Below are 12,382 nucleotides of genomic sequence, written 5' to 3' on the forward strand. Positions count from 1 at the left end.
CAGCCTGTCGTGACGGATCTGGCTGAAAGCATGACCCCGGTTCTGCCGCATACTAGCGCGGAACCTCGAGCCGCACCGGCCCGATCAGCCCGGAAGGACGAAGCGGGGCATCGGGCCGATAGGTCGGCATGGCCGTCCAGGTGATCGGTTTGGCGCCGGGCTGCGCGTCCCCGATCAGGCGGTTGACCCACAGGTTCGCCGACTTGACCTCTATGGTGTTGCTGCCCTTTTTCACCGCCTTGCCGATATCGAGGCGATAAGGTGCGTGCCAGACCGAACCCATAGGCTTGCCATTGACGCTCACTTGCGCCAGATCGCCCACCTGCCCGAGATCGAGCCAGAGCGGTTGCCCCGCCTTCGCCCCCTTGGGTAGCGCAAAGCTGCGGGAATAGGTCGCCTCGCCGGAGAAATACTTCACGCCCGGATCGGCATTGGTTTCCAGCGGCGACAGCGTAGCCATGGCGATCGACGCAGGTGCGCCGCGATCCGCCTGGAAACGAACCGTCCAGCCATCGTCCAGTGATGCAAGCGGCTGCATGGTCCTTGTCGGAAGGGTGAGACTGCTGCGGGCAGCCTCCTTGCGGAACACCACGAAGATCGCGTCACCAGCAACTAGGGATAGGGGAACCACGGTTTCACCACCCTCGATGCGATAGCTGACCGCCTCGCTCTCACCCGTTTCGGGATGCCACAGTTCAGGTACTTTGCCAGTAATGCGAAAGCGCGCCTCGATGGCCTGGGCCGTATCCTGCACATTGCTGAGGTAATAGATATCGCCCTGCCCGCTGCGGCGGTGGACGAAGGGGATTTTCGCGTCTTGCTCGCCGCCGCTGAAGGCGAAGTCAGGCGTCACGCCCATCGTTTTCAAGGCGCTTTCCACGTCGCTGCCGGCGATCACCCGGCCCTTGCCGATCCTGGCATCCCCGCTGCCCGGCCAGAGCTTTGCGACAAGCGCCGTCCATTGCGCCTCGCCGTCCTGCGCCTGCCCCATGAGGCTGGGGCCTGCCACCGGCGCCTCGCCGATGACGGTTGCCCCGCCCTCGACCAGCGCCGCCAGCTTGCGCAGGGCGTCCAGTGTCATGTGCTGCGACGAGCCCCCCAGATAGATCGCGCGGTAGCGTGCCCCGCTGGGCGCGGCGACGTCCGCGCCGTCGTTCGCCAGCAGCGAGGTCAGGGCATCGTAACTCAGAAAATCGTAGGCGTGGCTCACCGGCGCATCGGCAACCGGCTTGTCGCCATAAAGGCCGGTGAGCGGGGCTTCCTCGCCATAGAAATAGGCGAAGTCGGCAACATTGCGCCCCTCCTGCAACAGCAGCGACGAACGCGCGATATAGTCGACCCAGGGCCGCGCCATTTCGCCCCAGGATTCCATCCGGTTGAAGTACTGCCCGAAGATGAACAGTGAAAGGCCCGGCTTCCTGTCATCTACCGGAACATGGACCGATGTGTGCACGACCGGCCGGTTGACTCCATTGACGAATTCCATGTCGATGAAGCGCTTCAGGTCCCGGGGCGCAAAGGCCCAGGGCGACATCGCGGATGTCATCGATTCCGCTGCGACAAGGTTCTGGCCATAAAGATGCGCGACAGAAGCCGCCCCCTTCATGTCCGCGATCAGAGTCTGGCGCGGGCCTTCGTCCTTGTGGAACGTCCACATCGCCGCCATCGGCACGTCCGCCGCCTTGCGCATAGTCATGTCATCGCCCAGCATCGGACGCCTGTCTTCCAGCGCTTCGCCGTAGACGATCAGGTCATTCTCGTGGGCCACCTTGGCGACAGTGCCGTAGTGCTCACTGGCCAGCAGATCGGCCAGGGTGCGGCGGTAGTCATAGAGAAACTTGTCCGATTGCGCGCGGGTGCCGACAAGCACGCCGGTCAACGCGGGCAGCCAGGGGCGCGGATCGTAACCGCGCAGGCGCTGGAACTGCTCCACCATTCGCGGCGTCCAGTTCGCTTCGCCGACTTCGATGGAATCGGTCAGCAACGCCCGCACCCCGCGCTTACCGACCATATCCGGTCCGGCCGCCTCCTTGTACATGCCCAGATAGTGTTCGAGGTAGCGGCGCACGGCATCGCCGTCGAACTTGTCGACCTCCAGTCCGGTGGCTTCGGGCGGCGCGGGATGGTTGGTCGTGCCCAGCAGCGAATACCCCATGCGCAGCACGCGCCAGCGCTGCCCGGCGGGAAGGGCGGGAGCCTGCCAATCGAACGTGCCGTCGGGCCGCAAGCTGCCGGTCAGATCGACGACGCTGGCAGCAGGTATCCCACCGGCACTGTCTGCCGGTTCGCCCAGCGCATAGTAGTCCCGGCTCATGACGAAACCGGCCTTGGTCTCGAAGCGATCGACCCGGGCCCCAGCATCGAGGATGAAAGTGCCCACGTCGACCGGCTTCTGCGCCATCTTTGCGCCGACGCCGTCGAAAAGACCGTCAAGCGCGATGCCCGGCGCTGGAGAACCCAGCGCGCTGTCAGGCTTGCGCGGGTTGAGTACGAGGCGAAAATAAGGCGCAGTGACAGCCGGGAAGCTGGCGGTGGTAGGCACCATGCCAAGCGTCATGGTCGTCACTGGCTGCCACGCCGTGCCGTCCTCGCTTGCCTCTATGGTTGCCGTGAATGTTGCGCCGGAAAAGGGCACGACCACGCCGGGGACGAACAGCGTGGCGGAACGTATCGTCGCCGGCTTTGCGTAATCCAGGCGCAGGCTGGGCGCCTCTCCTTCCTTGCGTGCGAGCGCCACGCCCTTGGCAAGGTCGGCGTCGAACAGCGCGGCGGCCGGCAAGGCATTGCCCATCCCGTCGACGGCCTTAGGCAGCGCCGCAGCAGCGGGCACAGCTTCGGGAAAGGCGAAGACGCCCACGTCGCCGTAAAACGCCGGGGCGGGCGCTCCTGCATGGCCGGAGATCATTTCCTCGATGGAGAGCGCAGGGGCAAGCGTCTGATATGGTCCGGTGACCGCAGGCGGGGGTGCCAGTCTGCCGGCGAAGCGCTTGCTTGCGGGCACGATTGTCTCAGACCAGACCAGTTTCTTGAGACCATCCTGCGGCTTCACCCAGGGGCCGCCTGTTTCCGACCAGCCGGGCGAAGCGGCAATGGCCAGTTCAAGGCCTTGCCGGTCGGCCTCATGCGCGGCGAAGCGGAAAGCGTCCTTCCATTCTGGCGTCATGTAGACAAGGCGGTGGTCCACGATCTGCGGCGTCTGCAGGTTGGCGTCGAAATTCTGCACCCCGCCGATACCGACACGCTTCATCCATGCCAGATCCTTGGCGATGCCGTCCTTGGAGATGTTCCCGTTCATCCAATGCCACCAGACACGCGGCCGGGCCGAGTTCGGGGGATCGCGGAAGGCAGCTTCGAGAGCCGGCGTTTCATCGGGTGCAGGCGCGGTCTGCTCCGCCGCCTGCTCTTTTGCGACGGCGAAAGGCGCCGACAGCGCGGACGCAAGCAGCAGCATCAGGCGAAAGGTGCGAGGCACGGCGCTACAGGTGCGATCTGGCATTCGATACTCCCAGGTTCTGTTTTTTATCGGCCGCCGCAGCATAAACGATGCCGCGTTGCCCGGCGAACTGATCGTAACCTGAAAAGGGCGCCTAGAGCGAGTTGCGCTGGGCTATCGCACCCAGCACGCGCGCGCTCGGCTTGGGGGTACGCGCGAACGTCACGGGGTCGACGCTGCACAGGCCGAAGCGCGGCTTGTAGCCAAAAATCCACTCGAAATTGTCGAGCAGCGACCAGTGAAGATAACCCAGCACCGGCACCCCATCGTCCATCGCCTGCTTGAGCGCTTCCAAAGCCGCCGGGATGAAGCGCGCGCGCAGGGAGTCGTTCTCGGTGCCGACGCCGTGCTCGGATACCAGGATCGGCACATTCGTCGCCGCATGAACATAGCGCACCGCGCCGGCCAGCGAGGGCGCCCAGACTTCAGTGCCCGACCAGTTGTGCTCGGCTCCATCAGGCGCGGGAAGACGGCCCTTGTCGTTCCAGACCGCGCGCTCGTAGTTCTGCACGCCGATGAAATCGTCACCGCGCGCGATGTCCAGCCAGGCGTCGTAAAGATCCGCCCGGACCGTGTCGCGCAGCGAGTTCTTGCCCGCCGCCTGGTCGTCGATCACAGAAAGCGTGAAGCCTACCGGCAGGTCCGACCGCACTGCCTTGATCGCGGCGCGGGCAGCCTTGTGACCTGCCTTCAGACCTTGCTCGATTGCATCGATATCTGCAGGGCCGGCGACATTGGCGCAGATATATTTGGCGACGCCAAGGCGCTTGGCAGCGGCATCGAGCGTCTCGCGCTGAATGTCCCATATCGGGGGCGGCAGGATCTTGCGCAGGATCAGCAGGATATTCGGTTCGTTCAGCGTCATCGCCATGGCGATATCGGCGCCGATCGCCCGCGCCACCTTGTCGCAGTAGCGCGCGAATAGCTCGGGCGCCTCGGCATTCGTCCATCCGCCCTGCGCGCTGAACCAGCGCGGCGCGGTGAAGTGGTTGAAGGTGACGAGCGGCTTCAGTCCCCGCGCATGGCAGCCGGCCACCACGGCCTTGTAGTGATCGAGCATGGCCTGTGAGAACAGGCCCTTCTCGGGTTCGATCCGTGCCCATTCCACTCCGAACCGATAGCTGGTGAGGCCAAGCGACTTCACGATGTCGAGGTCGCTCGCCCACAGTTCAAGGCTGTTGCAGGCATCCCCGGAAGGCTGGGCGAAGACGGTGGGCTTCTGGTTTTCCAGCAGCCAGAGATCCGAGCCGACGTTGTTGCCCTCGATCTGGTGCGGCGCAGTGGCGGCGCCCCACAGGAAGCCTTGCGGAAAGGCAGGCGCGGCGCGTTTGGCACTGCGCGCCATGGCGGGGGCCGCTGCCGACGTAGCGGCAATCATGGCACCGGCGGCAAGGACGCGGCGACGGTCGAAGCTGGGCATAGGGGTCATCGAAAGTCCTTCAGAGATAGGCGGCGAAGAAGCCGAGGATTTCGTCGGAAAGGCGCCGGTCCGCGGTGCCCAGGTGCATGGCCATCGAGTAATGGTTGTGCCCGCTGGCATAGTGGGCGCGCGGCAGTTCGCCGTGACGGTTCAGACGGGCCTGCAACAGCCCGGTCCATTCGGCCTGGAAGCGTGGCGGATCGAATTGGGCGCAGGCCAGCAGGAGCGGCAACTGGCTCGCCGTTATCGCTTCCTTGGGCATACGCTGCGCATAATGGTCCTGCGGGCCATAGTAGCGGCTGTCACGCTCATCGAGAGGCGTAAAACCATATAGCCCGGACAGCAGCGCCGCCGCCTTCACAAGGCTGGCATGGTCCGCGCGCAGCTTCAGGAACGCGGCGACATGGACTGCTCCGGCGGACGTGCCGACAAGTGCGATCCGATCGGGATCACCGCCATAGCGGGCGACGTTGGCGCATACCCAGTCAACCGCAGCGCAGACATCCTCCCCTCCTGCTGGCCACACATGATCGGGCGCGAGGCGGTAGTTCATCACCGCCCCGATCATGCCGTTATTCGCGGCCCAGCGGCCGACGTGGGCATTGCCCCAGCCGCTCTCCCCGCCCTTGTCGCCGACGAGGAAACCGCCGCCATGGACGAAGAGGACCACCGGGCGCGGTTCGCCCGCCTCGCCCTTGCGGTAAAGATCGAGCCGGTGGCGCGGATCGGGGCCATAGGCGCAGTCGGTCGCCAAGGCGGGCATGGCGGAAAAGGCAGAAGCCTGCTCGCCATCGTAAAACGCGCGCACGGCGGCGAGCGTGTCGGGGCCCAGACGAGTGCCGAGGCTGGCGATGACGTCGTTCAAGCAGCCTGCTCCTGCAACATGCCCGGGATCAGCGAAGTCAGCGCAAGGCGCGTGCAGGCAAATCCCAGGGCGCCACCATAACCGATCTTGAAGGCCAGCGCCGGCAGACTGGCCACTTGCGTCACCGGCCCCAGCAGCGCCAGCGCCAGAAGCACAAGCGCGCTGGCAATGCCGGCAAGCACACCCGTCGCTACGACTCGTCCAAGTCCGGCTGCGGGCAACAGCCCCTCCTTGCGCAGCTTGCCGCGCACGATCAGCGAGGGAACCAGCGAAGCCATGAGCGATACCATCACCCCCTGCGGCAGGAAGTCGAGCGCAAAACGGTCCGGGCCTCCCATCGCGAGCGGCCGCGCCGCCAGCCCGAAAACGAGACTGAAGAACAGCAAGCTGAGCACCGCATTGATCGCGGCGCTGACCGCCTGCTCCCGGCGCAGCAGGCGCTGCGGATCGAACTGGATCGGCACGTCGTTCTCCCAGGTACACGCGGTGCTTGCGGCCGTCCCGCAAGCATCAGAAACGGGCGTCGAGGCTGATCCCGACATTGCGGAACGACTGCGACCCGTAGATCGCGCCGATGTTGCCCTCGACCGCGCCGCCCGGCGTCGTGCTGGAATAGGGAAAGTCGCTCTGCATCAGCGAAGGCTCGTGCACGTTGAACAGGTTCCGCACGAAGACCGAGACGGTGTAGCGCTCGTCCTGCGTGCGCACGCCGACCCGTCCGCCCACCAGCCAGTGCGGACGGAACGTGGTATCCGCGACGGAATTCGCCTCGTAGCGCACGCGCGACTTCCATACGGTGTCGACCGACAGGAACCCGGCGAAGTTTTCGCCGACCGGCACCTGGTACTCGCCCGAAAGCGTGAACTTGTAGCGCGGCGCATTGGCAAGCTGGGTGCCCCCGATATTGGTGCCGTCAGTGCCGAGGAAGCCGCCGGGATAAGTGGCCTTGGCGTAGATGAAGCCGGTGTTGAGCGAGAGATTTTCCGACACCTTGCCGAAGAAGTTCAGCTCCGCCCCGCGCGTCTTCACGCCGTCGATGTTGGTCTGGATGCACGAGATGATGCCGTTGCCGTCGACCGTGCACTGCTGCGCCTGGAAGTTCTGGATCTTCATGTAGAAGACGCTCAGATCGGCAACCCAGCCGCCGAACAGGGTGGCCTTGAGCCCGGCTTCGTAAGACGTGGGAATCTCGGGCTGAACGACCGACGGATCGCCTACCGCCGGAACCGCGATCTGGCCGCCCTTGAACCCGCGCGATACCGTGGCGTAAGTCATCATCGTGGGCGCCAGATCATATTGCGCGCCCAGCCGCCACGACCATTTGGCGACATCGAGGACCGTCTCGCTGTTCGAGCTTGCGGTGTTCACCGAAAGGCGGTCGGTGGTGTAACGCACGCCGCCGATCAGGCGGAAGCTGTCGGTGACATGGGCGGTGGCCTGGCCGAAGAATGCCAGCGATTCGTCGCGAATGGTCAGGGCGGGGGTCGTCGACGTGACGATCGGGATCACCACGCCGGGAACCGGGACCAGCGTGACGCGCACCGTTTCCGGGATGCGGGTCTGCTTCTGGTTCGAATAGAATGCGCCCACCGTATATTCAATCGGCGAGCCACTGGCCGAGCTTACCCGGAACTCCTGCGTGAACAGGCTGAGATCGCGGTCGACCGGGTCGTTGGCGACCTGCAGTTCCAGGGGGGAGCCGCGGAACACGTCGGAAGCGGCGCCGTAGCCGGTTTCATCCGCCTTGCGCAGCGACGTGATGGAAGTTAGCGTGAAAGGATCGGCCGCGTAATCGACCTGCAACGAGCCACCGTAGCTCCTGCTTTTGCCGACCTGCGCGTTGTCGCTGCAATAGTCGCGGTTGCCCTCGCGCGCGGTCACGCCGCAGCTTGCGAGGCGGCCTGTGATGCCCACCGCGTCGAAGCCCGCGCCGCCAAGGAACGATCCGGGACCGCTGGTCTTGACGAAAGTGAAGAAGTCCCCGCCATTCTCGGAACGGGTCTGCGCGTAATCTCCGATGAGGTTGACGGTGAGGCGGTCGGTCGGCTCCCACAGCAGGCGGCCGCGCACGCCGTAGCGGTCATTGTCGTTATAGTCGCCCGTCGTCGCATTGCGGTTCACACCCTGGCGCAGGTTCGCCACGCCCGAGATGCGCGCAGCCGCGTTCGAGGCGAGCGGCACGTTGATGACGCCCTGCACCACCTGGTTGCCATACTTCGCGCCGGCCGTGCCCGCGTTCGAAAGCTCGGTACGCGCGCGCGCGGAAAATTCGCCGAACTCGGGCGCATTGGTGGTGATGTTGATGACGCCCGCCGAAGTGGTCAGGCCGAACAGGGTCCCCTGCGGGCCCTTGAGCACTTCGACGCGGGCAATGTCGAACAGGTCGGAGATATTGGCATTGCCCTGGCTCACCTGGTCGACGACGACACCGACCGAGGCGACCGCCCCCGGCGAGAAGGTCAGCGTGCCGATACCCCGGATCGAGCCGCCGCCGCCGGTGTTCTGGCCGGGCGCAGACTGGATTTCCAGGCTGGGCGCGATGCGGGCAAGGTCGTTGACGGTGTTCACCTGCTGGCGTTCGAGCTGCGCGGCGCTGGCGACAGTGATCGAGATGGGAACCTCCGTCACCTTCTCGGCGCGGCGCTGCGCGGTGACGATGATGTCGCTGCTCGATGCGGCGATGGTGCCTTCCTCGGCCGGAGCGCCTGCGCCCTGTGCGATCGCCGGCGCGCTCAGCGTGCTAAGAGCGATACCCGAGAGCAGCGCGACCTTGCGGATGTTCATGATGGTCTCTCCCTTGAATTTGTTTTGATTGTTGGTCTGCGTCAGCTTTCGTCGACGACGGGATTGGACAAAGTACCGATCACGCCGATCGACACTTCGACGGTGTCTCCCGCCTTGAGGTAGAGCGGCGGCTTGCGCTTGTCGCCGACGCCGCCGGGGGTGCCGGTTGCGATGACATCGCCGGGCTTCAGTTCGGTGAAGGTGGAGCAGTAGGCGATGACCGTGGGGATATCCCAGATCATGTCGGAGACCGGCTGATCCTGCACCACTTCGCCGTTGACGCGGGTCTGCACCCGCTGCGAGGCAAGGTCCGCGACGTCTGCCGAGATGACCATCGCCGGGCCGAAACCGCCGGTGCCGGGCCAGGTCTTGCCCGGCGTGAACTGGATGTTGTGGCGCTGCCAATCCCGCACCGAACCATCGTTGAACGGGGCGTAGCCGGCGACATGGTTCCAGGCGTCCTCGGGCGCGATGCGGCGGCCGCCCTTGCCGATGATTACGGCAAGTTCGCCCTCGTAATCGAAGCGCACGCTTTCAGGCGGGCGGACAAGCGGCTCGCCATCGGCGATCAGACTGTCGGCCCAGCGTGTGAAGATCGCGGGATGGTCCTTCTGCTCGCGACCGGTTTCGGCAACGTGGGTAGCGTAGTTGAGGCCAACGCACAGGATCTTCTCGGGGTTGGGCACCACCGGCAGCGGCTTCACCGCAGCGCGGGCGAACCGGCCGGTGACGGGCAGCGCGGCTAGGCCGGCGGCCAGCGCATCCCTGATCCAGGCATCCCCGCCCGGCGCGCCCAAATCATGCACCGTTTCTCCGTCGAGGCGGCCGAAGCTGGAAGTTCCGTCAGGACGTTCAAAGCTGATGTACTTGTTCATTCGTCTTACTCCCCTGCCCTGCCGGTCCCCTGCGTGTACCGCCCCGCCGATGACGAGGCAGGCCGCGGCCAGGACCAGGCTGCGGCGGTCAATTTTCAAGCGTGCCGGCCTGCCAGTCGCGCCAGAAGCGGAAACGCTCCTCCGCGCTGCGCAGGCCCGCGAAATCCTTGTCCGAGATACCCCACTGGTCGATCCGGTTGGGCGGCCAGGTCCAGTCTTCCGGCGTGCCTGCCCGGTAATCTTCCGGCACTTTTTCCACGGCGGTCGAAAACTCGATCACCGGGCCGAAGGGGGCGATGTAATAGGCATAGACATTGGCGCCGGGGCCATGACGGCCCGGTCCCCAGGCCGGCGCAAGGGCATGATCGCGCAGCCGTCCTACGCCGCGCATCACCGCGTCGATATCCGCCATCTCGAAGGCGATGTGGTTGAGCGAACTGATCCCTGCCCGCGCAAAGGCGGTGGAATGATGGCTGTCGTTGCAGCGCACGAAAACCATGCCCTTGGTCCGGTCCGAAACGCGAAAGCCCAGCACTTCCTCCACCGCGTAGCCCGAGGCTTCGGCATCGGCGGAATTGAACACGACATGGGTGAGCTTGACCGGCAGGTCGTCCCCGGCGATCGGCTCGACCTCGACGGTATCGACGAGGAAGCGCAGAATCTCGCCTTCGGGCAGTTCGACCAGCAGGCCATGCCCGCCGCCCGGATCTTCGCTGACGACGGCGCGGTGGGGCCATCCGGCAGCGGCGGTGCGGCCTGCGATGCCCTCCATCTCCTCGGACGAGCAGGCGAAGGTCGCCGAGCGGACGAACTCCTGCTCCGACTGCTCGAAAGCGATGAGGTAGGGGAATGGCCCGGAGCCGCGCAGGTACTGTGTGGTGCCTTCGACTTGCGCAGGCGCCATGCCCCACACATCCGTCATGAAGGCGGCAGCGGCGGCCGGATCGGGCAATGCCAGTTCGATGCTGCGCAGCTTCATGCGCCTGCCCCCCTGCCAAGACCCGCCAGCCGGATGCCCGAAAGCGCACATTCGGCGTCGCATTCGCCGGTATCGCCGCTGACGCCCACGGCGCCAAGCAGCGCACCGCCCGCATCGCGGATCACCACGCCGCCCGCCGAGAAAGCGATGCGCCCGCCGACAGCGGCGCTTACGCTCTGGAAGAACACCGGGTTGCCCTTGGCCCGCTCAGCCAGGATCGCAGTGTCGGCGTCCATGCCCACCGCGCCCTCGGCCTTGGCCCGTGCGATGTCGAAGCGGTAGAGGCTCGCTCCGTCCTCACGCGCGAAGGCGACCGGATGGGCGCCCGCATCAAGCACCACGACCGCCAGTGGCCTGGCGTTGCGGCCGCGTGCCTCGGCAAGCGTGCCGGTGACGATAGCCTGGGCCTGCGCCAGCGTTAAGGGGGCGATGGTAACGGTCATGCCGGTTGTTCCTGAGGGTTGGTAAGCTGGCGCACGCGGGCCGCGAGCAGGTCTTCGGCGCTGTGTGCGGCGGTGCCGAAGACGTAATGGTCGGGGCGGACCAGCACGGCATCGACGCTGCGTTCATCCAGCCATGCGGTGATCGCGCCGCTGTCGGCAAGGCTGCTCGCGGTGATCCGGGCCACGTCCGGCGCGGTGCCGGGCACGGTATCGCCGCGCACGAACAGCCGCCACCCGCCGCCGGTGAAATCGTCAAGCTTGCGCCCGTCGCTCAATACCGGCTGGATGAAGCGCTGGCCTGCGCCGGGGGTTTCGGCCAGCACGATGCCCTGTCCGATCGCCGGTATCAGGTCATGTGCGGTCTCTCCGGCGCGGGCGCGAGCTTCCTCGCGGATGCGTTCGTCGCGCGCGGCGGCGGCGGCGGCGTCGAGTTCGCAGATGTAGCGCCCCGCCGCCACCGCCGCACCGACCACCGCCCGCACATGCGGATCGCGCTCGGGCTGGTAGGTCGAGAGGATGGCCGGATCGGCGCCGTGGTTGGCCACCGCGTCCATCTTCCACGCCAGATTGGCGACATCGCGCAGACCATGGCACATCCCTTGCCCAAAGAACGGCGGCGTCTGGTGCGCGGCATCGCCGGCCAGAAAGACATTCCCGACCTGCCACTTGTTGGCGACGAGGCCGTGGAAGCGATACGTCGCGGCCCGAACGATCTCATGCGATACGTCGGACATCCATGCGCCGACCAGTTCGGCCACCTTATCCGGCATCGTCATCGCCTGATCGTCTTCGCCCGGCAGCAGCATGAACTCCCAGCGGCGATGATCGCGGCGCCCCGGCACCACCGTGGCGGGGCGCACCGGATCGCACATCATGACCGAAAGACGCTGCAAGTCCGCACCTTCTGGCACGCCCGCGATCGGCGGGAAGCTGACCGGGCCCTCGACCGCCGCATCGACAACCAGCCAGGGCTCCTCGAAGCCGAGATCGTCGAGAGTGACGTCGATAGCCTTGCGCACCGTGCTGCGCGCACCGTCGCAGGCGATCACCCAGCGCGCCGTGACACTGTGCGGTACGCCGCCTTCGACGTAGTCGACGGTGACGCCTGCCCCGTCCTGAACCAAACCTGTGAATGCCGCGCCCAGCTTCAGTTCGACATTGGCCATGTTCGCGAAACCTGCACGCAGGTGTGCTTCGAGTTCGGGCTGGTAGAAGAAGTAATCGTTGGCCCAGCCGAACGGACGCGGCTTGCCGACCGTGCCCATGTAACGGATCACGCCGTGGTCGGCGCCGACGTGCAGGTGCCCGTCAGTGGCGATCATGTCACCCTCGACACGGGTTATGACATCGGCCGACTGGAACAGGCGCATCATCTCATGGTCAAGGTGGACCGCGCGCGGCAGGGGATAGTGTTCCTGTTCCCGTTCAAGGACCAGCACGGCAAGGCCTTTCAGGCCAAGAAGGTTCGCAGCCAGCGCGCCCACAGGGCCGCAGCCTACGACTACAACGTCGTACGACATGAA

Annotated in this window: 9 protein-coding genes; all 9 read right to left on the minus strand. The window is 65.7% G+C overall.

Annotated features, from left to right (window positions below; all coding sequences use genetic code 11):
* Positions 1-52: 52 nt before the first annotated feature.
* Entirely contained in the window at positions 53-3,496 is a 3,444-nt protein-coding gene (locus TQ38_RS19290; protein ID WP_240198148.1) for a glycosyl hydrolase, read from the minus strand.
* Positions 3,497-3,587: 91 nt separating this feature from the next.
* Complete coding sequence (locus TQ38_RS19295) at positions 3,588-4,913, minus strand: family 1 glycosylhydrolase (protein WP_113941999.1); 1,326 nt, start codon at positions 4,911-4,913, stop codon at positions 3,588-3,590.
* Between the two features lie 19 nt (positions 4,914-4,932).
* Positions 4,933-5,778: an alpha/beta hydrolase gene (locus tag TQ38_RS19300; protein ID WP_043975747.1), complete on the minus strand. Its 846-nt coding sequence runs from the start codon at positions 5,776-5,778 to the stop codon at positions 4,933-4,935.
* Positions 5,775-6,242 carry a hypothetical protein gene (locus TQ38_RS19305; protein ID WP_052505737.1) on the minus strand — a complete coding sequence of 156 codons (468 nt, stop codon included), beginning with the start codon at positions 6,240-6,242 and terminating at the stop codon, positions 5,775-5,777. Before TQ38_RS19305 ends, TQ38_RS19300 begins: the two co-directional genes overlap by 4 nt.
* Positions 6,243-6,288: 46 nt before the next feature.
* The gene (locus tag TQ38_RS19310) at positions 6,289-8,562 is read right to left on the minus strand and encodes a TonB-dependent receptor (RefSeq protein ID WP_113942000.1); all 2,274 of its coding nucleotides are present in this window, start codon (positions 8,560-8,562) and stop codon (positions 6,289-6,291) included.
* 41 nt (positions 8,563-8,603) lie between these two features.
* Positions 8,604-9,437, minus strand: coding sequence for a fumarylacetoacetate hydrolase family protein (locus TQ38_RS19315; RefSeq protein ID WP_043975749.1), 834 nt, complete (start codon positions 9,435-9,437; stop codon positions 8,604-8,606).
* Positions 9,438-9,525: 88 nt separating this feature from the next.
* Complete coding sequence (locus TQ38_RS19320) at positions 9,526-10,416, minus strand: VOC family protein (RefSeq protein WP_043975751.1); 891 nt, start codon at positions 10,414-10,416, stop codon at positions 9,526-9,528.
* Positions 10,413-10,859, minus strand: a complete 447-nt coding sequence (locus TQ38_RS19325; RefSeq protein WP_043975753.1) for a heme-binding protein — start codon at positions 10,857-10,859, stop codon at positions 10,413-10,415. Before TQ38_RS19325 ends, TQ38_RS19320 begins: the two co-directional genes overlap by 4 nt.
* On the minus strand, positions 10,856-12,379 hold the full coding sequence (locus TQ38_RS19330) for a bifunctional 3-(3-hydroxy-phenyl)propionate/3-hydroxycinnamic acid hydroxylase (RefSeq protein WP_043975755.1): 1,524 nt from the start codon (positions 12,377-12,379) through the stop codon (positions 10,856-10,858). Before TQ38_RS19330 ends, TQ38_RS19325 begins: the two co-directional genes overlap by 4 nt.
* Between the last annotated feature and the right edge of the window lie 3 nt (positions 12,380-12,382).

The organism is Novosphingobium sp. P6W, from assembly GCF_000876675.2.
GTDB lineage: Bacteria > Pseudomonadota > Alphaproteobacteria > Sphingomonadales > Sphingomonadaceae > Novosphingobium.

Bases quoted from the DNA above. Each gene is read 5' to 3' on its own strand.
- TQ38_RS19290 (WP_240198148.1), bottom strand. From the start codon at position 3,496: ATGCCAGATCGCACCTGTAGCGCCGTGCCTCGCACCTTTCGCCTGATG.
- TQ38_RS19295 (WP_113941999.1), bottom strand. From the start codon at position 4,913: ATGCCCAGCTTCGACCGTCGCCGCGTCCTTGCCGCCGGTGCCATGATT.
- TQ38_RS19310 (WP_113942000.1), bottom strand. From the start codon at position 8,562: ATGAACATCCGCAAGGTCGCGCTGCTCTCGGGTATCGCTCTTAGCACG.
- TQ38_RS19315 (WP_043975749.1), bottom strand. From the start codon at position 9,437: ATGAACAAGTACATCAGCTTTGAACGTCCTGACGGAACTTCCAGCTTC.
- TQ38_RS19320 (WP_043975751.1), bottom strand. From the start codon at position 10,416: ATGAAGCTGCGCAGCATCGAACTGGCATTGCCCGATCCGGCCGCCGCT.
- TQ38_RS19325 (WP_043975753.1), bottom strand. From the start codon at position 10,859: ATGACCGTTACCATCGCCCCCTTAACGCTGGCGCAGGCCCAGGCTATC.
- TQ38_RS19330 (WP_043975755.1), bottom strand. From the start codon at position 12,379: ATGTCGTACGACGTTGTAGTCGTAGGCTGCGGCCCTGTGGGCGCGCTG.